23 protein-coding genes and 1 pseudogene are annotated in these 23,581 nt (G+C 47.9%); 15 read left to right on the top strand and 9 right to left on the bottom strand.

Annotation, left to right across the window (positions count from 1 at the left end):
* The first annotated feature begins 150 nt into the window (after positions 1–150).
* The 7 genes and pseudogenes from msrB to KF839_RS03900 all read left to right on the top strand — a co-directional run bounded on the left by msrB (position 151) and on the right by KF839_RS03900 (position 5,848).
* Positions 151–612, top strand: a complete 462-nt coding sequence (gene msrB, locus KF839_RS03930) for a peptide-methionine (R)-S-oxide reductase MsrB (RefSeq protein WP_476739066.1) — start codon at positions 151–153, stop codon at positions 610–612.
* A gap of 9 nt (positions 613–621) precedes the next feature.
* Entirely contained in the window at positions 622–2,043 is a 1,422-nt protein-coding gene (gene nhaC / locus KF839_RS03925; RefSeq protein ID WP_292916530.1) for a Na+/H+ antiporter NhaC, read from the top strand.
* Between the two features lie 660 nt (positions 2,044–2,703).
* Positions 2,704–2,796, top strand: a pseudogene (locus KF839_RS03920) (PEP-CTERM sorting domain-containing protein); the annotation flags it as partial.
* A 229-nt stretch (positions 2,797–3,025) separates the two neighbouring features.
* Positions 3,026–4,024 carry a PEP-CTERM sorting domain-containing protein gene (locus KF839_RS03915; protein WP_292916529.1) on the top strand — a complete coding sequence of 333 codons (999 nt, stop codon included), beginning with the start codon at positions 3,026–3,028 and terminating at the stop codon, positions 4,022–4,024.
* Positions 4,025–4,158: 134 nt separating this feature from the next.
* Positions 4,159–4,557 (top strand): lysophosphatidic acid receptor, encoded by a 399-nt coding sequence (locus KF839_RS03910; RefSeq protein WP_292916528.1) that lies wholly within the window; start codon positions 4,159–4,161, stop codon positions 4,555–4,557.
* Positions 4,558–4,565: 8 nt separating this feature from the next.
* A complete protein-coding gene (locus tag KF839_RS03905) occupies positions 4,566–5,027 on the top strand; it encodes a methyltransferase family protein (RefSeq protein WP_292916527.1) in 462 nt (153 codons plus the stop codon).
* 206 nt (positions 5,028–5,233) lie between these two features.
* Positions 5,234–5,848: a PEP-CTERM sorting domain-containing protein gene (locus KF839_RS03900; RefSeq protein WP_292916526.1), complete on the top strand. Its 615-nt coding sequence runs from the start codon at positions 5,234–5,236 to the stop codon at positions 5,846–5,848.
* A gap of 124 nt (positions 5,849–5,972) precedes the next feature.
* Here the strand turns inward: KF839_RS03900 and KF839_RS03895 are convergent, their stop codons facing one another.
* From KF839_RS03895 to KF839_RS03875, 5 genes are all read right to left on the bottom strand, one after another.
* A complete protein-coding gene (locus tag KF839_RS03895) occupies positions 5,973–6,269 on the bottom strand; it encodes a hypothetical protein (RefSeq protein ID WP_292916525.1) in 297 nt (98 codons plus the stop codon).
* A gap of 186 nt (positions 6,270–6,455) precedes the next feature.
* A complete protein-coding gene (gene lon / locus KF839_RS03890; protein ID WP_292916524.1) occupies positions 6,456–8,831 on the bottom strand; it encodes an endopeptidase La in 2,376 nt (791 codons plus the stop codon).
* A 137-nt stretch (positions 8,832–8,968) separates the two neighbouring features.
* On the bottom strand, positions 8,969–9,418 hold the full coding sequence (locus tag KF839_RS03885) for a CBS domain-containing protein (RefSeq protein ID WP_292916523.1): 450 nt from the start codon (positions 9,416–9,418) through the stop codon (positions 8,969–8,971).
* 32 nt (positions 9,419–9,450) lie between these two features.
* Entirely contained in the window at positions 9,451–9,954 is a 504-nt protein-coding gene (locus KF839_RS03880) for a BCAM0308 family protein (RefSeq protein ID WP_292916522.1), read from the bottom strand.
* A gap of 318 nt (positions 9,955–10,272) precedes the next feature.
* Positions 10,273–10,680: an archease gene (locus KF839_RS03875; protein ID WP_292916521.1), complete on the bottom strand. Its 408-nt coding sequence runs from the start codon at positions 10,678–10,680 to the stop codon at positions 10,273–10,275.
* A 132-nt stretch (positions 10,681–10,812) separates the two neighbouring features.
* Here KF839_RS03875 and KF839_RS03870 point away from each other — a divergent pair, with 132 nt between their 5' ends.
* The 4 genes from KF839_RS03870 (at position 10,813) to KF839_RS03855 (ending at position 13,747) form a co-directional block, all read left to right on the top strand.
* Positions 10,813–11,991: a helix-hairpin-helix domain-containing protein gene (locus KF839_RS03870; RefSeq protein ID WP_292916520.1), complete on the top strand. Its 1,179-nt coding sequence runs from the start codon at positions 10,813–10,815 to the stop codon at positions 11,989–11,991.
* Positions 11,955–12,566 carry a PHP domain-containing protein gene (locus KF839_RS03865; protein ID WP_292916519.1) on the top strand — a complete coding sequence of 204 codons (612 nt, stop codon included), beginning with the start codon at positions 11,955–11,957 and terminating at the stop codon, positions 12,564–12,566. The genes KF839_RS03870 and KF839_RS03865 overlap by 37 nt, the downstream gene beginning before the upstream one ends.
* The gene (locus tag KF839_RS03860) at positions 12,566–13,195 is read left to right on the top strand and encodes a phosphoribosyltransferase (RefSeq protein WP_292916518.1); all 630 of its coding nucleotides are present in this window, start codon (positions 12,566–12,568) and stop codon (positions 13,193–13,195) included. The genes KF839_RS03865 and KF839_RS03860 overlap by 1 nt, the downstream gene beginning before the upstream one ends.
* A gap of 147 nt (positions 13,196–13,342) precedes the next feature.
* Entirely contained in the window at positions 13,343–13,747 is a 405-nt protein-coding gene (locus tag KF839_RS03855) for a hypothetical protein (protein WP_292916517.1), read from the top strand.
* 167 nt (positions 13,748–13,914) lie between these two features.
* Here KF839_RS03855 and KF839_RS03850 read toward each other — a convergent pair whose 3' ends face one another.
* Together KF839_RS03850 and KF839_RS03845 are read right to left on the bottom strand one after the other, a co-directional pair.
* Positions 13,915–14,775, bottom strand: coding sequence for a PEP-CTERM sorting domain-containing protein (locus tag KF839_RS03850; protein WP_292916516.1), 861 nt, complete (start codon positions 14,773–14,775; stop codon positions 13,915–13,917).
* Between the two features lie 135 nt (positions 14,776–14,910).
* A complete protein-coding gene (locus tag KF839_RS03845) occupies positions 14,911–15,609 on the bottom strand; it encodes an SDR family oxidoreductase (protein WP_292916515.1) in 699 nt (232 codons plus the stop codon).
* Positions 15,610–15,947: 338 nt separating this feature from the next.
* Here KF839_RS03845 and KF839_RS03840 point away from each other — a divergent pair, with 338 nt between their 5' ends.
* Positions 15,948–17,972, top strand: a complete 2,025-nt coding sequence (locus tag KF839_RS03840) for a CopD family protein (RefSeq protein ID WP_292916514.1) — start codon at positions 15,948–15,950, stop codon at positions 17,970–17,972.
* An 18-nt stretch (positions 17,973–17,990) separates the two neighbouring features.
* The gene (locus KF839_RS03835; RefSeq protein ID WP_292916513.1) at positions 17,991–18,590 is read left to right on the top strand and encodes a hypothetical protein; all 600 of its coding nucleotides are present in this window, start codon (positions 17,991–17,993) and stop codon (positions 18,588–18,590) included.
* A gap of 161 nt (positions 18,591–18,751) precedes the next feature.
* Here KF839_RS03835 and KF839_RS03830 read toward each other — a convergent pair whose 3' ends face one another.
* On the bottom strand, positions 18,752–19,231 hold the full coding sequence (locus KF839_RS03830) for a DUF3617 domain-containing protein (protein ID WP_292916512.1): 480 nt from the start codon (positions 19,229–19,231) through the stop codon (positions 18,752–18,754).
* Between the two features lie 240 nt (positions 19,232–19,471).
* Between KF839_RS03830 and KF839_RS03825 the strand changes: the two genes are divergently transcribed.
* The gene (locus KF839_RS03825) at positions 19,472–21,250 is read left to right on the top strand and encodes an SLC13 family permease (RefSeq protein WP_292916511.1); all 1,779 of its coding nucleotides are present in this window, start codon (positions 19,472–19,474) and stop codon (positions 21,248–21,250) included.
* A gap of 560 nt (positions 21,251–21,810) precedes the next feature.
* Positions 21,811–22,908: a C13 family peptidase gene (locus KF839_RS03820; protein WP_292916510.1), complete on the top strand. Its 1,098-nt coding sequence runs from the start codon at positions 21,811–21,813 to the stop codon at positions 22,906–22,908.
* Positions 22,909–22,979: 71 nt separating this feature from the next.
* Here KF839_RS03820 and KF839_RS03815 read toward each other — a convergent pair whose 3' ends face one another.
* Positions 22,980–23,462 carry a hotdog fold thioesterase gene (locus KF839_RS03815; RefSeq protein ID WP_292916509.1) on the bottom strand — a complete coding sequence of 161 codons (483 nt, stop codon included), beginning with the start codon at positions 23,460–23,462 and terminating at the stop codon, positions 22,980–22,982.
* Positions 23,463–23,581: the final 119 nt, after the last annotated feature.

Raw genomic sequence — 23,581 nt, 5'->3', positions numbered from 1 at the left:
AACAACCCTTCCGAGCATTTTAAGGAAACGCTGATTAATTCGGCGAACGAGAGGAAGCACAAGGCGCACGGAACGCAGCAACCGAGACATGTCAACATGATAGGCGAGGATGCGAGTACCGCACAACAAAGTGATTCGCTCGTGCAGTCAATTAATCAGCGTTTCCTTAAAAAAGATTCCGAATCTCTGAAACAAGCATTGACGCCGTTACAGTACGAGGTTACGCAACACGCCGGTACCGAGCCGCCTTTCCGGAACGAGTACTGGGATCACCACGCCGAAGGCATCTATGTCGACATTGTATCGGGCGAACCGCTGTTTGCGTCGGTGCATAAATTCAATTCCGGCACCGGCTGGCCGAGTTTTTACCGGCCGATCAGCGAACAGTATATGCAATTCAAAACCGATTACGAGCTGTGGATGCCGCGCACCGAAGTGCGCAGCCGTTATGCCGACAGTCATCTGGGTCATGTATTCAACGACGGCCCGGCGCCGACCGGCTTGCGCTATTGTATCAATTCCGCGTCGCTGAAATTCATCGCCAAGCAGGATATGCAAGCGGCAGGCTATGGCGAATGGCTGGCATTGTTTGAAAGCGATGCGCAAAGCTAGGCGGTATCGATGAGCGGTGAACGATCAGCGTTAGAAGAATTACCAACAACACAGTTGTTGCCGTCTTTTTGGCAAGCGGCGGCGTGCTTCGGTGGCGTGTTGCTGTTGATTTCGCTGGGGTTGTTTGCGTTCCAAGCCAGTTTGCACGCATTGATTTTTCTGGCGTTGGTTTGGGTCGGATTGCACGCGCGTGTTCTGGGATTTTCGTTTGCCGCCATCCGCGGCATGATGAATGACGGCATCACCAAAGCGTTGCCGGCGATTTATATTTTCATGCTGATCGGCATGGTGATCGCGAGCTTCATGCACAGTGGCACCATCGCAACCTTGCTGTATCTCGGCCTGGATTGGCTCGATCCCGGTATATTCCTGACAGCCGGATTTGTGTTATGCAGCCTGATGTCGGTTGCGACCGGCACATCCTGGGGCACGACCGGCACCATCGGCGTGGTGTTGATCGGGATTGGCGATGCGATGGGGATTCCGCTGCCGCTGGTGGCGGGGATGATCGTGTCCGGCGCGACGTTCGGAGATAAGCTATCGCCGATATCGGATACCACCAATCTCGCGGCAATGAGCGCGGGCACGAATCTATACCGGCATATCGGTTCGATGCTCTATACCACGCTGCCGACCTTCGTCATTGTGCTGATTATTTTTACCGTGTGGGGCTTGCAATATGGCGAAAACCATTTGCCCGACGAGCATCTGACCGAGATCCGCAATGCCTTGGCGGGTTCTTACCGGCTGGATGGGTGGATCACGTTGTTGCCGCTGGTGTTGATGTTCGGCCTGAGCATCAAGCGTTACGCCGCCGAAGTCAGCATGTCGTGCAGTATCCTGCTGGCATTGGCGATTGCTATCGGCTATCAGGGCAAGGACGGCGTCGATGCGCTCAATGCGCTGTGGTTGAACTCACCCGGGCATACCGGCATTGCCAGCATTGACGAACTGCTCGGACGCGGCGGCTTGTACAGCATGGCTTGGACATTGCTGTTGTCGATCATGGCATTGGCGCTCGGCGGCATTTTGCACCAGGCCGGATTTCTGCGGGTGCTGTTGCTGCGAATGATCACCGCGATTCACCGTACCAGCAGCTTGATCGCCGCCACCATTGCATCCGGCCTGGCTGGGAACCTGGCGATGGGCGAAGCGTATATCTCCATCATCCTGAATTGCCAACTGTTCAAAGATGCCTACCGCGAAAAAGACCTGGACCCGGCGGTGCTGTCGCGTTCGGTCGAGGAAGGCTCGACCCTGACCACCGGTTTGATTCCGTGGACCACCGCCGGGACTTTCTACGCCGCAACCTTGGGTGTGCCGACGCTTGATTACGCTGTGTACGCCTTGTTGAATGTGCTGAATCCGTTTGTTTCCATTACGATGGCGGTTTTAGGGATCGGGTTGTTGCGGATGCGATCGGACCGCTAGGATTACTCGTGTTTTTTCCTCATTGCGCGATCGAATGGCAGTCGACTGCAAAGAGCTTAGAAGTTAAGGGAGCACTGATTAATTCGACGAACGAGATGAAGCGCGAGGTGCGCGGAACGTAACAACCTAGACATATCAACAAGATAGGTGATGGAACGAGTGCTATGCAACGAAGTCGTTCGCTCGTGCAATCAATTAATCAGCGTTTCCTTAAGTTTCGGATAGATTCTTTATTCTGGATCGGTTTCTCTTGCTCTCGCTCACATAAGACAATGAGTGAGCCGAGAGCTTCTGTTAAAACAACCGACGACGATTGGGACCATTCTCTGTAGGAACAAGAATATTTGATTCTGGGAGCGGCAATTTTTGATCGGGCTGTATTATTTTCAATATACTTTATAATATATTCTAGAAATGTACTTTCTCTGGTTTTTAATCAGGTAAATGGAACGCCAGGATAATTGCTCGTTTGTGAGAATATGGCGCTGAAGTTCCTAATAAAAATAAATAGCATACAGGGCCTATATGATTGCAGCCGGCGGAATACCGAATTACTCTTATACTTCTCCCGATGTTTCTAATGGTACATTTTTCCTCACTTCTTTAGAAGGTGTCTATCGTTTATCGTGCGGAATCGATTGTGCAATTGGCGTACCACCGCCGGTTCCGGAACCTGAGACCTACGCCATGTTGCTGGCAGGTCTAGGTTTATTGGGTTTCATGGTGCGTCGTAGAAAAGAATTAGCGGTATAATAAATTTTGATTCTTTCATCCAAAACGGGAGCATATGCTCCCGTTTTTTTCACTTATTTCAAATATAATTCCAAAAGTACATTCTAGAAATGTACTTTTACTGGTTTTTAACCAGGCAAATGGAACGCCAGGATAATTGCTTGTTTGTGAGAATATGATGCACCTGCAGTTCCTAAAAATAAATAGCATACGGGGTCTATATTTTTAATTTTTTCCAGAAGGAAATAACATGTTTAATTTTAAGAAAAATCACCGTGCGGTGCTCATTGCTTTAAGTGTACTGGGCACTACACATGCTCATGCTGCATTGACGCTGACAGCTGACGGTACAGCTTTGGGTTTCACGCTGTCACAATTTGTATCGACTAACCCGGGTTACGATGGTTGCTGCAGTGGCCCATTCGGTGTCGCAATGGACGCAGCCAGCGGCCATGTCATGGTGAATGTAGCCGGTTCCAGTACACGCTATGTTTTCAATGATGTCGATAATCAGACGCTGGCCGATGCTGTTGCGTCCGTACCTTCATTCACCTTTACCGGTGGTTATGCGACGGCTGGTGGAAAAGCGTATGGTCCATTTTTTCAAATGGCCGCTGATGGTTCGGTGGATCACGAACTAACTGGCGTTACGACCAGCGGGTACCTGGGAATGTGGGGTAATCCTGTCGATGGTCACATCATTGCAACCAGCGGTTCCGGTTTGATCGATATTGATCCTTTGGCCGACGGTGGCGCAGGTTCTTTCCGTGTGATTAACGCAGGTGTGTTTGGAGATGGCGTGTCGGTTTCACCAGACGGCACTACTGCATATGTCGCTTCAGGCAATATCAGTGCGTATGATATAGCGACCGGTGATTTTATAAAATCGTATTCCCCAGGTTTCGGTTTCGGCGTTGATGGTACGGGCGTGATTAGCAGTCATGATGCACTTAATGGCAGCATTATTGCAAACATGAATTCTGGCGATGTCGTTTTAATTGATCCGGTGACAGGTGACAGCACATTGATTGCAACCGGCGGAACACGGGGCGACTATACGTCTCCCGATGTTTCTAATGGTACATTGTTCCTCGTTGCTGCAGACAGTATCTATCGTTTATCGTGCGGAATCGATTGTGGAATTGGCGTACCGCCACCGGTTCCGGAGCCTGAAACCTACGCCATGTTGTTGGCAGGTCTAGGTTTATTGGGTTTCATGGTGCGTCGTAGAAAAGAATCAGTCGTATAATAAACATTGATTCTTTCACCCGAAACGGGAGCGTATGCTCCCGTTTTTTTCACTTTTTGTGATCGCTTCAATGTAAGCTGCAATAAGCTTGACCTGGAATCTCCAATCTAAGTAAACATTCAATGGTAATGACGATGCAAAATGAACTGGATCAACGTACTACAGGGAAAAATCTACTGATTTGGATCTCTGCTCTTGGTGGCGGCTTCTTATTGTCGTTTCTCGGTTTCGGTTTGTTGTGGAGCGGTATCTCCTGGGCTGTTCAAATGGTTCTGGCGTTGCTGTTTTTTACGGCATTGTCCTATGGGCTTTCGTATTGGAGTAGCGGTGCTGTTTTGCCGGCGATGTTATTGGTGATTGGTGCGATGCCGCTTGGGCTGCTGATGATGCAATTCCGCGATACCAGCGGATCGCATTTGCTGCCGATTCTGGTTGTTTTGAGTTGGTTGTTCGGGATGCTGGCGGGTTATTTCTGGGGGAAATGGGCGCGGAGGGCTCAAATCGCTGCTTCGCAAGAGCGTGCTTCTTCATGAGGAACCTCATGCATCGTCTCGAATTGAAGATTCCCCCGGCGGTGCTGGTGCTGGTGTTTGCCGGGTTGATGTGGGGCGCTGCGGAACTGGCGCCGTGGGCTGCGATAGTCATTCCGGGTAAGGCGTGGATTCCGCTGGCGTTATGGTTAACGGGATTTGGATTGATAGCGTGCGGAATAGCGACGTTTATTGCCGTGCGGACAACCGCCAATCCGTTTGCACCGGAACAATCGACCTCGCTGGTAACGCACGGGATCTACCGGTTTAGCCGCAATCCGATGTATGTCGGGTTTTTGTTGATGCTGGCGGCATGGAATGTTTATCTGGAAAATGGTTTGCCGCTACTGCTGTTGCCGCTGTTTGTATGGTGTTTAAATCGTTTTCAGATCATTCCGGAGGAAAAAGTATTGCGATCGAAATTTGGCGACGATTATATCAATTACTTGAATTCGGTGCGCCGCTGGTTGTGAGAATCTCTCAGAATATTCTATCTTTTGAAAAATTGTAACTCGTCAAAATAGCTATTTATTCAAATAGTAATCGTAGATAGGGCAAAAATTATCTAAACTCTCGTGGTTGATCGTTCGAAATAGTCGTGCTGGTTTTTTTCAGCAAAGGGTAAAAGTAATTCGTTCATTGAATTACTTTTTTCGATAAACTTTTTCGGAGATTAAGCATGAAGAAAATTTACTATGCCACAATCGTCGCTGCGGGGTTGCTGCTTGGCGCAAGCTTTGCCAATGCTGCACTGGTGTTTGTGGAGACGGATACGGCTAAACGAACCGAAGCATTTGATGTTCCGGGGTTTGCGACGCTGCCGGTCGGTTCTATGGTCAGTCTGGGGCATCTCGATTTCACGGGATTTGGCTCACAGACGGTTACTTATACCTATCTGGGTCAAGAGTCGACATTCAAAGATGAGTTTCATGATTTGTTGAGCGGTCATCAGTTACTTGAATCCAATCCGGTTGGAACATCGGTCAGTTCCGTGGTAAGTGTCACCGGTCCGCTCAGCTTCGAGTTTGAAGGCACTGTTGGCAAATTCGCCATCAATGGCGGCGATTGGGATAAAAACACCTCGATCGGGTTAATTGGAACCAACATGCTGGTCGGTTCGGTCGTATACGACTACGTGCTGGGGTACAACGATAGTGCCGGTTCTAAGAAACTGGGCGATTGGGATGATTTTGTGATCGGTGTCAGCGCGGTTCCGGAACCGGAAACCTACGCGATGCTAATCATCGGAGTCGGTTTGATAGGTTTTTCGTTGCGTAAGCAGCCGGTTAGATAAATCCCTGTCTTTTCGTCGAATCCCCTGAATAACATGTTATTCAGGGGATTTTTCATTAAAACTGCGCCGTTTCACCTGTTTTGACCTGGCATCGATTTCATCGAATGCATTTTTTTATGATCTGTCAGTAGCTTGCGAGCGAAACGCATATTTTCTGCAGGTCTGATCGAACCGCGGCAGGTGTTCGTTTTAACCATCCGGCGAGAATTTTCGAATCGGTCGTTTCCAGGATAATACTGGTTTCCAGCAACCGGTACAGGGAAGGCGTCAGGACTTTCTTGTCGTCCAAGACTTCAATCAATTGCGCCGCATGCATTTTTGCGCGCCTTAACTGACCCGCTTCATAGATTGGCGGATTGCTTTCAGGCCGTTTGGGCTGATAGACGGCATTAACGTGGATTGGTGCTTCGGGATATCGCATGGTATTAACTCCTTTTATCTGGCGTTAATCAAGGATAGCAATGGCAAATGACAACAATATTGCATGATTATTGAAACCAAATTTGTCATTCAATGTAACTGATGAAGAATAAAACTACAATGCGGCAAATTGTCGCTACGGCTTTTAACACCGTAGCGGCACTGCGGATAGTTTTTCAACGACCGGTTAAACCAGCATCAGGTCTGCCGCGGCGGCATAGTTGTTGATTGGATTTAACGCTGCCCGGACAGCATCATCAGCGGTTTCCAGAAAAATAAACTGCATCGCCTGACGTGTTGTGTCGGGGACGTCGTGCAAATCTTTCCGGTTTCGTGCTGGCAGCAGCACTTTGCGAATACCGGCGCGTTGCGCTGCCAATATTTTTTCCTTGATGCCGCCGACCGGCAATACGAAGCCGCGCAAACTGATCTCACCGGTCATGGCGACATCGTGACGCACCGTCCGGTTGGTGAATAATGAAGCTAAGGCAATGAACATGGCTACGCCGGCGCTCGGCCCGTCTTTCGGGATGGCGCCGGCTGGGACGTGCAAATGCACGTCGATACCGTCAAATACCGATACCGGAATATTCAAAGTGCTGGCGCGTGCTTTTACCAGCGTGAGCGCGGCTTGTGCGCTCTCTTTCATGACATCGCCGAGCTGCCCGGTCAGGATCAGGCGGCCGCTGCCATTCACGCGCGTGGCTTCAATGAACAGTATATCGCCGCCGACTGGCGTCCAAGCCAAGCCGGTTGCAACGCCGGGCATATCGGTCAGTAATGCCAGTTCATGTTCGAATTTTTCCGGCCCCAAGATGTCGCCCAAATTAGCGGCGTTAATTTGCACCTGCTGCAATTCTCCTTGCGCGATACGCAATGCGGCATGCCGCATAACCCGGCCGATTTCCCGTTCGAATTGACGCACACCGGCTTCGCGCGTGTAATTGGCGACGATGCTTCGCAGGGCGGCGGGCGTTAGCGCACACTGATCGGTTTGCAGGCCGTTGGCTTCACTCTGACGTTGCACCAGATAACGCTGTGCGATCTGTAATTTTTCTTCTTGCGTATATCCCGGAAGATCGATGATTTCCATACGATCGCGCACTGGTGGTGAAACATTATCGATAACATTGGCGGTGGCGATAAAAATCACCCGGCTTAAGTCGAACGGCACACCCAGATAGTTGTCGCGAAACGTCGAGTTCTGTTCCGGATCGAGGATCTCCAGCAATGCCGCGGACGGGTCGCCATGTGCACTGGCGGTCATTTTGTCGATTTCATCAAGCATCATCACGCAATTACGCGCACCGGCCTTGCGCAGGCCTTGCACGATATTGCCCGGCATGGCGCCGACATAAGTGCGGCGATGGCCGCGCATTTCCGCTTCATCGTGTACACCGCCTAGCGACACCCTGACAAATGGGCGTTGCAATGCGCGTGCAATGCTTTGACCGAGTGAAGTCTTGCCGACTCCCGGCGGGCCGACGAAACACAGGATCGGTGCCCGGCCCTGCGGTTTTAGCTTTTGTACCGCAAGAAATTCGACGATGCGTTGCTTGATGCGTTCCAATCCGAAATGGTCGGCTTCCAGGATTTCGCGTGCGACGTGGAGATCGATCGGTTTTTCTTCCGGTAGCTGCCACGGCAACTCCGTCATCCATTCAAGATAGGTGTGCAGCATCGAATATTCACTCGATGCTGCAGGCATCCGTTGCAGCCGCTGCAATTCTTTGCGGGTTTGCGCTTCGATATCACTGGGCATGCCGACAGTGGCAATCGCGTTTTGTAATTTTGCAATTTCCTGATCGTTCTCGCCGTCTTCACCGAGTTCTTTCTGAATCGCTTTTAATTGCTCGCGCAGCAGAAACTTACGTTCACGATCTTCCATTTGTTCTTTTGTGCGCTCGCCAATCTCTTGCGAGAGTCGCAGTACCTCGATGCGCCGCGTGAGAATTTGCAGGACTTTCAGCAAACGTTCTTCGGTATCGATCGTTTCCAGCAATTTTTGTTTTTCGCTGATCTCGGTATCCAGCAGACTGGCAGTAATATCGGCCAGATCGGAAGGTGTTCGTGTCGCTTGCAATGCGTGCGCCAATTCGGCCGGTACTCCCGGCAGTAACGACAAAATTTCGATTGCGCGTTCGCGCAATTGCAGCGTTAGTGCTTCAATTTGCGTGGTAACGACTGTTGTTTCTTGAAGTCGTTTTATCCGAGCGGCGATGAATGGATAGCCATCGACTATTTCTTCGATCTGAAAACGCTCGACGCCGAGGCAAACGGCATGGTGCGTTCCGTCTTCGGAAGCAATATGTCTGACAATATTGGCGATCGTTCCGACTGAGCATAGCGTTTCGAGGGCCGGCTCATCGATTGTGGCGTCTTTTTGCAACACAATGCCGATAGGAGTTTTCGTTTGTAATGCATGCTGGATGGTCGCAATCGATCTTGTCCGGCCAACAGTGATCGGCATTAACACATGCGGAAATAACACGACATTGCGCATCGGCACCAAAGCGATAACGTCGGTGGGCAATTCGAGCGGAGTGGCGGTAGATTGTTCCATAATACGCATCTCTAAAGATCATTAATTGACTTTAATATTGAGCGTTTCGCTGGAAATTCAAGAGGGAATCTCTTGAAGTATGAGGCCGGATAACCGCCGGTTCGCTGCATTCAACCGGCGGATTCGAGAATTATCGCTTACCGGCGATGCCGTGTTTCTTTCTTCTGTTCGTACCGTACCAGTTTCGCGAGATCGAGCAATTCTTCCGAGAGTATTTCCAAAACATCATCCAGCGTCAAGATTCCGACCAATTCCCCGGCATCGTCAACGATTGGCAGCCGGCGGATGGTTTTGCGGCGCATAAATTCGATCGCTTCATGCGTCGCGGTACTTTCTTTCACGGTAAACAACTCTGGCGCCATGATGTCGCCGACGGTAATAACCGCCTCGTCCAATTCGGTGGCCAGTACTTCCACGACTAAGTCGCGATCCGTAACGATGCCGACCGGAATTGCGGAACCGCTGGGTTTATCAATGACAATGACAGCACCGATATGATATTGGCGCATCAGTTTGGCTGCTTCTACAACAGGTTCGTCGCGCTGAATGACAATTACTTCACGGTTGCAAATTTCGCCGACGGTCATAGCAATCTCCTTTATTTTTTAAGTATGGTGGTTTAGCGCGACCAATGCACGCGCAGTAAATTCTCAGCCTGGTTATAGTGAAAATCCAATTCGCCTTGATACGCATCATGAATCGCTTCCCCGATACCGCGCGCCAGATGGATATCGGTGGTTGTAATTAAAAAGGAATCATTTTGCTTCTCGGTCGAGATAATGCGTTGCAACGGGTGTTCCGATTTTTCCTTTTTCTCAAAATTTTGCACCAAATGCAGAATTTCATCGCGATGGCTGCGGAAGAATTCCCCTTTCAAGGTTATAAAGCCAGCCGGGTAGTGGTCCAGTATGCGCTGGCACGCCGGGCAATTATGCTGGTGCGCATTGGCGGGTGCCGCCAGCCATTGCCACCGTCCGTTATGAAAAACCGCGTCGCAATGCGGGCAAACGGTCGGTTCAGGAAGTTTTTCTTTGATTTTATAGGAATCGTGCACGCGTTCCTTAAAAATAGCATCGTGGCGAGTAATTTGACGGTAATCAGGATGAATGCTTTGAGTACCCATGATCATGCTCTCCTTTTCTTTTATGTGATTGGCTAATTATGAACAGAAAATTATATTTCGAGTGCTCAAGCGGCAACCATTTCCTCGTCTCATTACACGCCTTTCATCTTGCTCCGTTTGATAATTTTGTCAAGCTTTTGCATAAGCATTGACAAGCCGAACGATGCGAATCATTTTATTGGCTGCGCGATTTTTTGATTACGTAAGAATTGCTTACTACCAGTTGATTAATTTTCGAGGACAACAGAATGCGGAGTATTCCGCGTGGTGATTGGTAAGGCGGCTTCCATCGTTACAGCACTTGTAATTATTTACTATTCATACACCTACCACGCAACGTGACTCCCAGATCGGCCCGGCTTGTTTGATCGATAGCATGGCCAATGTCGCTCTTTTGATTTCGACACCGCGCTCCAGTCCATCCCGCCACGGTTCCCCAAGGATTTTGCCATGCCAGTGATTGTTTTCCCGATGCACATAAAAGTGACCGAATACCATGCCGGAGTCGCGCGATTTTCTCAGGATTTGATTTAACCAAACAACCAGTGCCAACTCCGGATCGGATTCTTCAAATTCGATTTCCAAGCTTGTCAGCGGCTGCACTGCTTCGATATTGGTAATGACTGCAAATACCGCATGCGCTGCGGCTTCGAATGATTGCTCGAGGGTCAGGCCACGGCCGATAATCCCGATGTCCGCACCATATTCAAAATATGAAGAACTCATGTTTCTCTATGTTGACTGTATGTATTTTTATTGTAGTAGTTTTACTGATCCGGATGTATTAATCTGGGGTTTTATTGCGTTAGATCAATTCGTTCGGTGATTAGGGCAATACAGTTAAAAATGGAGGATTGCATGCCAAAGCATAATGCCGATATTGCTGCCGGTTTTGAGGAAATTGCCGATTTGCTGGAAATCCAGGGGGCTAATCCGTTTCGCATCCGTGCTTACCGCAATGCCGCGCGGGTGGTAGGTGAATTGCCTCAAGAAATATCCCGTTTATTGGAAAAGGGTATGGATCTGACGCAATTACCAGGTATTGGCGATGATCTGGCGGCAAAGATCAAGGAAATTGTCACCACCGGACATTGCCGCCTGCTCGACCGATTACATACCGAATTACCGCCTGCGATTACCGATCTGCTGAAAATCCCCGGACTCGGGCCTAAGCGTGTCAAGACACTGTATCATGACCTTGACGTGCAAACACTGGAACAATTATATCGGGCTGCGCGCGATGGTCGGATCCGGGCTTTACCAGGATTTGGCGAGAAAATCGAAGATAATATCCTGCAAGCGATCGAAGCGCATGCCAATCAGACGCAGCGATTCAAGTTGGCGGTTGCGGCGCAGTATGCGGAAGCACTGGAAAAATATCTGCTCGCTATCCCGGAAGTGCAGCATGTAACCGTTGCGGGCAGTTACCGGCGTATGCGGGAAACAGTGGGCGATTTGGATGTGCTGGTTACAGCCCCGACAGCTGCAGTGGTCCGTCAAGTTGTTCAACGGTTTACCGGCTATGATGAGGTGGCTGATATCCTGTCCGCGGGTACGACGCGCGCCAGCATCATTCTTAAATGCGGTTTGCAAGTCGATTTGCGCGTGGTCAAAGAAGAATCGTACGGCGCGGCGTTGCATTATTTTACCGGATCGAAAGCACATAACATCGCTATCCGCATTCTGGGGCAAAAGCAAGGATTGAAGATCAATGAGTACGGTGTGTTCCGCAATGATGCTTGCATCGCCGGTGAAACCGAAGCATCGGTCTATGCCGCAGTTGGTCTTGCATACATTCCACCGGAATTGCGTGAGAATCGTGGCGAAATCGCGGTTGCCAAATCTGGAAAATTACCGCAACTGATTGAGCGCAATGACTTACGCGGTGATCTGCATGTGCATACCAAAGCTACCGACGGTCATCACTCGCTTCGGGAAATGGCGCTTGCCGGTTTGTCTCAGGGATTTGAATATCTGGCGATTACGAGCATTCTCGCCGAATGGCATTTGCGCATGGACTCGATTCGCGGCGATTGATGCAGCAGTGCGATGAGATTGATGCGCTAAATGCCGAGTTACAAGGAATCACCATACTGAAAAGCATCGAGGTGGATATTCTGGAGGATGGTCGCTTGGATTTGCCGGATAGTACGTTGGAACGACTCGATATGGTTGTTGGCGCGGTTCATAGCAACTTTAACTTATCGCGTGCCAAACAGACTGAACGCATATTACGTGCGATGCAACACCCTTGCTTCACGCTGCTGGCACACCCGACAGGCCGCTTGCTGCAACACCGCGCTCCCTACGATATCGATATGTTGAGCATTATCCGTGAGGCTAAGCAGCGCGGTTGTTTTTTGGAATTGAACGCGCATCCGGAGAGATTGGATTTACTTGATACGCATTGTCAACTAGCGAAGGAAGAAGGGGTATTGATTAGCATTAATTCAGACGCACATAGCGTCTATGACTTTACTAATTTGCGTTTTGGTATTGGTCAGGCACGGCGTGGCTGGTTGGAGAAAAAGGATGTATTGAATACCCGGCCGTTGCAGCAACTACGTTTACTGATCAGTCATACCATGCAACATAATTCAAGGAGAAATTGATGATATTTGCCGATCGCATCGCTGCTGCCGCAAAACTTTCAGAAGCACTTGCTGATTATCGTGATAAACACCCCTTAGTGCTGGCGATTCCCCGAGGTGCGGTGCCGATGGCAAAATTGATCGCCGAACAACTGCATGGTGATCTGGATGTGGTTCTGGTGCGTAAACTTCGTGCGCCTGGTAATCCCGAATTCGCCATCGGCTCGGTGGATGAAAACGGTTGGGTCTACTTGTCGGAATATACCACCAGAGCAGGAGTGGATGACCACTATATCCAACAGGAAGTGGCCGCTCAACTGGAAACGATCCGGCGGCGACGCACGCAATATACACCCGCACGCTCGCCGGCCGACCCCGCAGGACGTATCGTCATTGTCGTTGACGACGGTCTGGCAACCGGTTCAACCATGATCGCGGCATTGCATGCATTGCGTAACCGGAATCCCGCACAATTGATCTGTGCCGTGCCGGTGGCGCCGCCTGAAACCCTGCAGAAATTGCACAACAAAGCGGATCGCATCGTTTGCTTGTCGACTCCCACCAATTTTTATGCAGTGGGGCAATTCTACAGCGATTTTCCGCAAGTTAGCGATGATGAAGTGATTGCTTACTTGACTGCTAACACTTGATTTGAGTGCAGGGTATTTTTTTGAGGTTATTTCGGCAATAATGAACCTTAATTAGGATTCTTAATCGAATCGCTCATTAGCTACGGCTGTTACTAACTAAATAATTGATATATGTGCCTCGATAAAATATACATATTGCAAACAGGCGTGAGTCTTAAAGTTTCAACCATTGCTTTGCAAAAGTTGATTGCCAGCGCCATTCATAAAAGAAAATTTCCGGAACTCCGCTGTACAACGGATTTATACGATTATTTATCTGTTGTCGTATGCGGTGGAGCGGAAGGATTGATCGAGAGACGGCAACGCTGGATTGATCAACCCATTAAAGCTGAATTACTCGCAGGGCAACCGGTTTCTTTCCGCAGTTTCTGCAACCTTTTCTGGCGCAACCTCGATGAAGATGATCCGGATGGTGATGAATGGCAGAAAATGATTGCCAGCGATCAGTTTTATTTCCAGTTGACAATTTTATTGAATAAACTGCGGATTGCCGAGCGCAGTTTGAAGAATCCTAAAAGCGTGCTATCGGAACTGTCCCTTGGTTCGGCTTGAACTTATCATCTAAAAAATCCCGCTCTATGAGCGGGATTGATCGATCAGAATCTATGTTAATGACTTGATTTGTAATAAAAATTTACTTTTATTGAATTCTCTTCAAATAAAAATAATAGCTTTAGGCTAACTGAACTCAATTGCTAGTCTAAAGTCTCGCGATTTGATCAAGCGTTTTGTTTCCGGCGATAAGCCATAAATCCTAATAATCCCAAACCAGTTAGTAGCATGGCATAGGTTTCTGGTTCTGGAACTAGGACTACAGAAGCGGACCCAAATGTGAGGTCATCAATTTCGAATCCTGCTGGTTCATCACCGGTGATGTAGAATGATAAACCTGAAATGTTATTACCTGTATTATCGAATAAACCATAAAACTCAAAGCCCAGTGTACTGTTAGTAATTGAGCCTAATGACACACCGCTTCCATTAAAGGCCTCAATCGTAGTTCCACCGATTGCATCAAAGAATCCGCCTTTCAATCCAACAGCAGCAACTGGGGTACTGAAAAGAATCGAAATCGGACCATTAAATGTTGGTGAACCGGATAATATCGGACTGGTTGCACCTGGGGCGCCATCGTCGGTAATAAATACATCATACCCATCATCCGTCACTAGACTCAGAGGACCAGTTGGGGTACCGGTAATAGTATTGGGGAAGCCACCACTTATAGTTTGTCCAGCGAAGTGACCTCCAAAACTGACAGTTATGTCACCAATTCCAGGAAGTCCGGTGAAATTGTAAATTGGATTGGTTGAACCGTTGATACCCGGTGTAGAAAAGTCAATAGCTGTAGCCGCGGGTGTAAAAGAACCTGGGCCGAGATTAACCAGTGCGGCTTCTACTCTTTCGCCTATCGAAAACAAGGTTGCGATAGCCACAGTTGTCACTAGTGAAGATGATTTCATTCTTATTTTCCTTTTAAAATTAAGGCGGAAATTAAATATTAATGTAAAAATTTTGTGACTATTTTTACAAATAAATTGTATTTTGATTTGGGAATTTACACAATATAAATTCGTCATCGCATCGCCATGCGAATCAATCTAGGATAATTAACATTAACAGGATGAATTTTAGATCAATCGCAATTTTACATCCCCGAAGTGGAAAGATTGCCTGACTACTTGATATGCTAAATTGTTAATCAGTTTCGGATCTCACCACGGTATTTCCTGATCATCGAACGCATAAAACTTACCGGAATCAGCCAGTGTAAGATTATCGATCACGCGGCGCATGCCGGTGACGCTCTGTTCGGTAGTGATCAATGCACCGGGGCCGCCCATGTCGGTCTTAACCCAGCCAGGGTGCAATACGACGGCGATGATTTTTTGTGAACTGAGGTCGATCGATAAACTTTTCATAACGATATTGACGCCCGCTTTGCTCGAACGGTAAATGTAACTGCCACCGCCGCGATTGTCGGCGATACTGCCCATTTTGCTGGTAATGGTGACGATGGTTTTGAGTTTGCTGCGAGATACGTGCCGGATAAACGCTTCGGTCATTTTCAGTGGTGCCATGGTATTGACTTCAAATGCGTGTCGCCAAGCTTCATAATCGGTTTTACCGAAAGTATCGCCGCGATCCGGTGGATAGACACCGGCATTGTTGATCAACAAGTCAATCGGCTGATCGGCTAGTGTTTGCGATAATTGTTCGATTTGCCGGTGATCGGCGACATCCAGTGTATATACTTGAATCTGTTCCTGAAATTGAGTTGCAAGGCGATTAAGCGCATCCGCAGCCGCTGGATTGCGGCAGCCAGCGAAAACACGCCAGCCGATGCTGGCGTATTGGCGCACGAATTCAAGTCCGATTCCGCGGTTGCTGCCAGTGACTAACGCAGTTTTCATAGGTGCTCCTTGAGTTGAGTAATCAGATTTGTTGCGGTTATTTTACTGCGACTGTGGCGCTAGCGCTTAGTGAATTGCCGGGCTGATTGTAGCTTTGAGTATTTCAAAATGCGTGGCTGTGCGTTACTCGGACTTCACGTAGTTTGTTCTCAGCGTATCATCATTTAATTGTGGATCGGTGATTTTAATATCTGCGGGTGCAAGGTAAAATGTCTTTCGAACGTGATTCCGAAAAGGAAAATCCTGCATATTCCGCTGGTTTGGTTGGTGTTCATTTCCAGTTGCAATCAACCTCACAAGTATTATCGAGATAACCTTAATGTTTTTATCGAGTAACTATGGTTGAAATCATTGCTGCAATAGCTCGCTGGTCACAATTAACGGCCAATTTAATTGTTTTTGGCAGTTGTGTATTTCTTGCCATGATTTGGCAAGCAAAAAACATTCAGGAAACACCCTGGATGGCAAAACTGGAAAATCTTTTTCCGTGGCTGGCCGGGGTTACCGTTGTAGGGCTGATCGGTATTTTGGCGACGACTGCCGGCGAGGCTACCGGTGATGCAGGTAATGTGCTGAATCCTGCCGCATGGATGGAAATCGTGCAGCGTACGCAAATTGGTCATATCTGGGCAGCCAGGGAACTGTTTGCCATTATTCTGTTATGTGCGGTGATAGCGATACAGCGCGTGGATCGCACCCGCTGGCACTATATGCTGTGTGCGTTGATTGCGGCATTACCGCTTGTCGCCGGTACTCTGATGAGTCATTCAAGCGCCGATGAGATGTCGTTTGAAGCGGTCGCGCCATATGCCATTCATATCTTGCTGGCAGGGATTTGGTTTGGCGCGTTGCCGGCGTTCTTGCTGATACTGTTGAATTTGCACCAAGATCTTGGCAGAACTGCAATGCAAACTGCGATCGAGTATTTAAAAAAATTTTCTGTAGTTGCGCTGCCTGTGATGGTTTTGATTGTGTTTACCGGCTTGATCGTGACTGACCGTTTGGTCGATGAGAAATACTACACGTTGGTATCCAGTCCTTACGGCTGGTTGCTGAATGGCAAGATTATGATTCTTTTTGTTATTCTGATCATTGCGAATCAGGCGCGCAGCCATTGGCTTCCGAAGCTGACATCCGAGCAGAAGCAACAGCGTAACGATAGCATCGTGCATTTAGATCGGTGGGTGCGTATCGAGTTTATATTGGCGTTGATCTTGGTGCTGGTAGCGACAATTTTGGCAAATACACTGCCAGCCAAGCATACAATGATTGAGAATTGGCCGTATCCCTTCCGTTTTTCGATAGATGCGACTTGGGAATTACCGGATGTGCAGGAAAAAGTATGGTTCGGTCTGGCATTGCTTACGCTTGCGATTGCGATAGCTTGGTTTTCGGTTAGGGAAAATATCGGTGGTTATTCCTTGAAAATCCTGATGCCGGGTGTGCTGGGAATCAGTGCGCTTGTGCTGGCATTGCCGCCATTGGCAGTCAAGGCATATCCGGAAACGTATAAGAAATCGACAGTGCCGATTGATGTGATTTCCATTGCCGCCGGTGCGCAATTATTCGCGGAGCATTGCAGCAGCTGTCACGGTCCGCAAGGTAAAGGTACCAAGCCGGTTTCCGATCCCGATATGCGCGATCCGACCGATTTGTTGACTCAAGAACATACCGCGGAATATACGATCGGTAATGTGTATCATCAGTTGACGCATGGCATACCGGGGACCGAGATGCCGGGATTCGCGGACAAATTATCCGAAGAAGATCGCTGGGATTTAATCAATTTTCTGCATGCCATGTCGCGCGGCTTTGATGCACGTTTGCTGGGCACTATGATCGTTCCGGAGACACCTTCCATTGCATCCCCGGTTTTTAATTACTCCGCCAGCGACGGTTCGAGCGGCAATCTGAAGGATTTCCGTCTGCAAAAAAATGTGCTGCTGGTGCTGTTCGCCTGGCCGCAAGCGAAAGACCGCTTTTTTCAGCTCGCTGCCGCGTATGACCAGCTCCGCGAGCTCAATACCGAACTGCTGGCGGTACCGATTCATCCGTTGACCGACGAGCAATTGCAGCAGATCACCGCGATCGCGCCGTTCCCGATCATCACCGAAGGCTGGCAGGAGATTAAGGATACTTATTGGTGGTACCGGCGCGTCCGTGTCGTGCCGGATTTATCGGGTAAAGGGATGTTCCCGCAGCACATGGAATTTCTGACCGATCGTTTCGGTTATCTGCGTGCGCGCTGGGTGGCACAATTCGAGGGATTCGGCTGGCAAAACATCAGTGCGTTGACTTTGCAAATCACGCAACTGAATCAGGAAGGCGAAATCATGCCGCCGCCGGGAGAACATGCGCATTAATGAATTCAGGAGTCGATCATGAAAAAACAGCGACTGCAATATAGCGGCTATAAAACGAGGGTAACATCAATGAGTGTCTTGATGATTGTGGCGATTTGCTTAATGGCGGCGCATGGCATCGCAGCCGCCGCCGGTTCGAAAACTGCTTTGCTGGCTGAAATCAAGATCGTCGGCATTTCGCTCAATACCTCGCCGAACAAGATTCCGGAAATATTGCAAGCGCAAGGCTACACCCAAGTCAATCCGTCGTTGTATACCAAAAGCGAAGCAGCGCCCAATGGCCGAAGCATCGTTTACCGGGTTGAAATCGACGATACCGTAGTTTCACGTGAATTGGGTTACTTCCGCAGTCTGACCGGCGGCCGCAACAAAAGCCCATCGTCGCGTGATGCAGCAATTCCCGAAACAGAAGCTGCGATGGTACGGCAACTCTACGACGTCGTGTGTAACGTCGACGAGGATTTGCAAAGTGAACGTAAATGCGCGCCGCCGCAACCCGCCAGCGTGATGGTCAACCACGGCATGATGCTGACCGTGGACGCGAATTATTCGGTATTGCTGAAAGCATCGGATGCGAGTACGTCTTTGATGATTAAACAGAATAGAGCTAATCCATAAAACATCAATCAACGGGAATGCCTGTTAGTGTTCTCTTATAGAACGGTATCGGTCCATGGCAGACGCTTTGTGTTCACCTCTCAGTTAACCAAACGAAAGCAACAATGATAGGCTGTTTTACGTCCGCAGCGATTTGCTTATTATTCCGATGAAATTAAATTTCACAGTAATGATTTGGTTGTGGTGCAGCGTTCGCCGATCCAACGTGCGGCGGTTTGTGCCGATGCATGTACCGGTGTGCCGCTAACGGTGCTATCAAATTCGGTGCTGCCAGTGAAATTTTCCGGGTTGATGAAAGTACCTTCGGCGGTTCCATTTCCTTGGAAATGCTGGTTATTACAAATCAGTTCCAATCGATAACGATTGCCCATACGGGTGGCATTTTGCACGGTGCAGCCGGAACGTTGTTCGAAGAAATACCCAGGAGCTTCTTCGTTGGCCATTGTTTCGGTGATGCAAATGTGCGAAGTGGCGGCGCCATTTTCAATTTTGGGTAGTTTTAGTCCATAGCGCCGGGCGAGCTCGCTGAGCTGTTGCATATGTTCTGCGGGAATGTGCGGCACCAGTGCAAGCAGATCGGAGCGGGTAGTGACTTCCCATAATCCGGGACGGATATGCTGATGCGCGTATGCAGGAATCATGATGAAGCCAAGTAACAGGGTGCAGAGTATTTTTCGCATGATTTCTAAATATTTCTGGGTGATATTGAATGCTTCAAAAAATTTATCGTATCAGTTTACCGGATTGCCAAGAAAATCTGCATAAATCCATTGGGGACGTGATATATCTATAATCAGTTTCTATATCATTATAATAAATTATTATTTCTGGTTATATGGTGTTTGTTGTATATTCGGTACCTTTGCGCGGAATGTAAGACTATGGAATGGCAAGGCTGGTTTACATTGAGTTTGTGCGGCGCGGTATTGGCGACATTGGTTTTTACCCGAATCGGCCCACACTTAATCATGATCGGTGCGTTGATGATCATCAGTGTAACTGGAATATTAGAAAGTGGTGATGTACTCAGCGGCTTTAGCAATTCAGGCTTGATTACGGTTGCAGGGATGTTCGTGGTTGCTGCCGGTATGCATGCTTCCGGCGCAATCGATTTGCTGGTCAATATATTGCTAGGCCGGCCCAAAACATCGCGTGCCGCGTTGAACCGGATGTTCTGGCCGGTTGCATTTTTAAGTAGTTTTCTTAATAACACACCGGTTGTTGCGACAATGATTCCGGCGATTTACAGTTGGTCACGCAAAATCGGAGTTTCACCTTCCAAGCTGATGATACCGCTCAGCTACACAGCGATTCTAGGCGGCACCGTGACGTTGATCGGCACCAGTACCAACCTGATTGTGAACGGTCAGTATCAAATGTTAACCGGAGAAGCCGGTTTTTCCTTGTTTTCGATTACACCGGTTGGCTTGCCTGTGGTGATTGCCGGTTTCTTGTTCATGTGGTTATTTTTTCCAAAATTGCTGCCCGAGCGTAAACAAGGCGAAGTTTTCTCAAATTTGCGAGAATTTACACTCGAGGTATCCATTGATCCCAACGGTCCTTTGGTCGGTAAAACGGTTGAACAAGCCGGACTCCGGCATTTGCAGCGAGTTTATCTGGTTGAAATCGAAAGAAACGGCACTACACTTGCGGTGGCTTCTCCAGATGAAATCCTCAGAGGAGGAGATCGGTTGGTATTTGCGGGGGATACCGATGCGATTTCCGATCTGTTGCGTATTAACGGTGTTATTCCATCCAGTGATGAGGGGCAACAGGTGCAGACATTTGCCGAAAGGCACCCTGAAAGGCGATTGGTTGAAGCAGTCGTATCCCCGCATTGCTCGGCAATCGGGTATGCGATTCGCGAGGCTCGTTTTCGTGCCCGCTACGGTGCAGCGGTGTTAGCCGTGGCGCGCAATGGTGAACGTATAAAGGGGAATCTTGGCAATATTATCCTGCAACCGGGTGACACGTTACTGCTAGAAGCCAGACCGGCATTTGTTACGCGTCAGCGTTACAACAAGGATTTTTTACTGATCAATGATTTGAATACCGAAGCACCACGCCATGATCGGGCTTTTATTGCATGGGCCATCCTTTTAGGGATTGTCACTTTGGCCAGTTTCGAGGTGATTACCATGCTCAACGCTGCTTTGATCGGAGCTTGTTTAATGATTGTTACCGGTTGCTGTTCAGCCAGCCAGGCCGAGAAGAGTCTTGATTTGACAGTTATTCTGACGATAGCGGCATCGTTTGCGCTAGGTGTGGCGCTGGAAAAAACCGGTGTGGCTAAATACTTGGCTGGCGGTATCGTGGAATTTAGTGGAGGAATGCCTTGGCTGCTGTTAATTCTTACATATCTTGCCGTTTCACTTTTAACCGAGGTGATTACCAATAACGCGGCAGCACTGCTGATGCTGCCGATTGTGTTGGAAATCACTGCAAAAGCGGATTTAAACAATATTCCCTTTGTATTGGCCATCATGATGGCTGCTTCCGCAAGCTTTGCTACGCCACTTGGTTACCAAACCAATATGATGGTTTATGGTCCTGGCGAGTACCGTTTCATCGATTTCTTGAAAGTTGGGGTACCTATGAATATTGTCGCAGGGATTGTTACTATTACCGTGCTTTTGATTGGCTGGCCATTGACCAAATAGTTTTAATAGTTTTTCTGAAGTAAGTTGAATCGATTTCTCTTTTGGATAGAGATCTCTGTTTTTTTATTCCGAATTAACTTTAGATTTGTTTCATGGTCCAATCGTAAGATTGGAATTGTTGGTGAAGTTGTTCAATATTCAATAAGAAACCAATTGTGTCTTCGCTGACTTTATCAATCGATTTTTTTGTCGTTAATAGCAAACAAGCTATATTCGCAGATTGAGAGCCGGAGTTTGAAATGGATTTATATGCCAGTGTCACCAAAGAATCAAAACAATCCACATTCGTTAGAGAATTTCAAGGATTCATTCAAAATCTTTTCTGCGGGATTCGATTGCTTGGCTTTCGCCGGGATGCAATAGCGCAAGCGATTGTTACGCACAATCAATTGGTTCTTCTCGTGGTTTTTTACAGCTTAATCGCGCTGGTTTTTTCCTATGTGCTGACCCCTCAACCGATATTCGATTTGTTTGGATTAAGTTATCTCAGTATCGAGTTATTGATTGTGCTTTTCGTTGGGTTCGTGGTGTCAAAGATTACGCATAATCGGGAGCATTTGTTGTTGTTTCTGGTGCTTGCCTACAGCATTCTGCCTTTTCTATATCTGATTTCTTATGTTGGTTTGCCTCTGTTGCCCGATTCTTTCCTGGAGATGGGGTACACAATTTATGCCATCTGGAGTTTTTTCGTTTGTTTTTATCTTGCGCTGCAATTGTTGGATCATCGCAAAATCAGAGCATTTCTAATAGCCATCTTTTGGATGGGGGCAACGTATCCTTTGGTCAATATACCGTTCAGTTTTTGGTATGAAGATTTTGATTACTCAAGAACAATGGATGCTTATATCAATGCCGACTTGAACTATCTTAATCAAGAAGATGTTTATTACAGTCAATATAGATTACTGAATAACGTCTTGAGTCCTATCGAGCCTGGTAAAGTTGGTGTGACAGATTTGTTTTTTGTGGGATTTGGTTCCGATGCGGCTCAGGATGTCTTTATGAAAGAAATCGGCCATGTGCAGCGTGCTATGAATAAGAGCCTGGGAGCATCAGGGCGTTCAGTGGTGTTAATCAATAACCTGAAAACCATTGATACCATACCGCTTGCATCTTCTTCAAATCTGAGAATCGCTTTGAATCATATAGGCAGTAAGATGAACCGTGAAGAGGATGTGGTGCTTTTGTACCTGACGAGTCATGGCTCAATTAATCATGAACTTTCAGTCAATATGTGGCCGCTCGAACTCAATGATGTGCGGCCTGAAGATATCAAGGCTTACCTGGACGATGCCGGTATTCGGTGGCGTATCATTTTGATTTCGGCATGTTACTCGGGAGGGTTTATCGATGCATTGCAGGATGATTATAGTTTAATTCTTACAGCAGCTGCTGCTGATAAAGCATCTTTTGGGTGCACTCATGAGAACGAATATACTTATTTTGGCGAAGCGCTTTTTAGGAGCATAGAAGATAGACCCTATCAGTTTATTGAGAATTTTAGCGAGGCCATTGAGAAAATACGGCAGCGTGAGCAATCTGAGAATTTGACTCCTTCCGACCCTCAGTTATTTGTCGGCAGTTCAATGAAAGAGAAATTGAAACTATTAGAACAGGATATGGTTCGATATGCACCTGAAAGGTTTGCCGCCTATTAACGGAATACTGAGATGAGTTTCTTTGGTGCCTATTCGATTATGCACTGAAGTACGGCAAATCATTAAGGTAGTTATGTTTGTGACACCCTATCAACAATCACATGTTCTTTTTGAGCACTTAATGTTCCTTGATCAATAATCGCTAGTGTTAACCGTGAAATAGCTACGCGTTTTCCGGTAGCTTCTTCCAGAATATCGGTTTGCCAGACTTGTGTTCGACGGCCTGTATGCAATGGTGTACAGATGCCAATTACATGACCCTGAGTTACTGCGCGGATATGGTTGATATTCAATTCCAATCCAACTGCGCGATATTTTTCGGGATCAATGGTCATCCATCCCGAAACACTGCCCAATGTTTCAGACAACACGCAACTAGCACCGCCATGTAGGATACCAAAAGGTTGTGTTGTCCGTTTATCTACCGGCATTCTTCCTTTCAAGAAATCGGAGCCCAGTTCAATAAAACGGATACCGATATGCTCGCCCATATTGGCATTTCTTAAACCCTCTAAATAGTCAACGGAATATTCCTTAAACCAAATATTGCTCATAGTGTTTTTTCCTTAAATATCGCATGCTTAAAGAGAGAAACTTAAAATTGTATAACTAATTCACAACATCATGGAATGACATAACGTAACTAGCACAGAATGTATCCGAATTACTCATC

Source organism: Nitrosomonas sp. (genome assembly GCF_019635155.1).
Taxonomy (GTDB): domain Bacteria; phylum Pseudomonadota; class Gammaproteobacteria; order Burkholderiales; family Nitrosomonadaceae; genus Nitrosomonas.
The sequence above is the reverse complement of the archived record's forward strand: the minus strand, read 5'-3'. Positions and strand labels throughout refer to the sequence as shown.

Excerpts from the sequence above, each read along its gene's own strand:
- KF839_RS03815 (WP_292916509.1), bottom strand. The coding sequence starts at position 23,462 with ATGAGCAATATTTGGTTTAAGGAATATTCCGTTGACTATTTAGAGGGT.
- KF839_RS03845 (WP_292916515.1), bottom strand. The coding sequence starts at position 15,609 with ATGAAAACTGCGTTAGTCACTGGCAGCAACCGCGGAATCGGACTTGAA.
- KF839_RS03835 (WP_292916513.1), top strand. The coding sequence starts at position 17,991 with ATGAAAAAACAGCGACTGCAATATAGCGGCTATAAAACGAGGGTAACA.
- KF839_RS03825 (WP_292916511.1), top strand. The coding sequence starts at position 19,472 with ATGGAATGGCAAGGCTGGTTTACATTGAGTTTGTGCGGCGCGGTATTG.
- KF839_RS03870 (WP_292916520.1), top strand. The coding sequence starts at position 10,813 with ATGCCAAAGCATAATGCCGATATTGCTGCCGGTTTTGAGGAAATTGCC.
- KF839_RS03880 (WP_292916522.1), bottom strand. The coding sequence starts at position 9,954 with ATGGGTACTCAAAGCATTCATCCTGATTACCGTCAAATTACTCGCCAC.
- KF839_RS03860 (WP_292916518.1), top strand. The coding sequence starts at position 12,566 with ATGATATTTGCCGATCGCATCGCTGCTGCCGCAAAACTTTCAGAAGCA.
- KF839_RS03910 (WP_292916528.1), top strand. The coding sequence starts at position 4,159 with ATGCAAAATGAACTGGATCAACGTACTACAGGGAAAAATCTACTGATT.
- KF839_RS03895 (WP_292916525.1), bottom strand. The coding sequence starts at position 6,269 with ATGCGATATCCCGAAGCACCAATCCACGTTAATGCCGTCTATCAGCCC.
- nhaC (WP_292916530.1), top strand. The coding sequence starts at position 622 with ATGAGCGGTGAACGATCAGCGTTAGAAGAATTACCAACAACACAGTTG.
- KF839_RS03915 (WP_292916529.1), top strand. The coding sequence starts at position 3,026 with ATGTTTAATTTTAAGAAAAATCACCGTGCGGTGCTCATTGCTTTAAGT.
- lon (WP_292916524.1), bottom strand. The coding sequence starts at position 8,831 with ATGGAACAATCTACCGCCACTCCGCTCGAATTGCCCACCGACGTTATC.
- KF839_RS03830 (WP_292916512.1), bottom strand. The coding sequence starts at position 19,231 with ATGATTCCTGCATACGCGCATCAGCATATCCGTCCCGGATTATGGGAA.
- KF839_RS03885 (WP_292916523.1), bottom strand. The coding sequence starts at position 9,418 with ATGACCGTCGGCGAAATTTGCAACCGTGAAGTAATTGTCATTCAGCGC.
- KF839_RS03905 (WP_292916527.1), top strand. The coding sequence starts at position 4,566 with ATGCATCGTCTCGAATTGAAGATTCCCCCGGCGGTGCTGGTGCTGGTG.
- KF839_RS03840 (WP_292916514.1), top strand. The coding sequence starts at position 15,948 with ATGGTTGAAATCATTGCTGCAATAGCTCGCTGGTCACAATTAACGGCC.
- KF839_RS03900 (WP_292916526.1), top strand. The coding sequence starts at position 5,234 with ATGAAGAAAATTTACTATGCCACAATCGTCGCTGCGGGGTTGCTGCTT.
- KF839_RS03875 (WP_292916521.1), bottom strand. The coding sequence starts at position 10,680 with ATGAGTTCTTCATATTTTGAATATGGTGCGGACATCGGGATTATCGGC.
- KF839_RS03865 (WP_292916519.1), top strand. The coding sequence starts at position 11,955 with ATGGCATTTGCGCATGGACTCGATTCGCGGCGATTGATGCAGCAGTGC.
- KF839_RS03850 (WP_292916516.1), bottom strand. The coding sequence starts at position 14,775 with ATGACGAATTTATATTGTGTAAATTCCCAAATCAAAATACAATTTATT.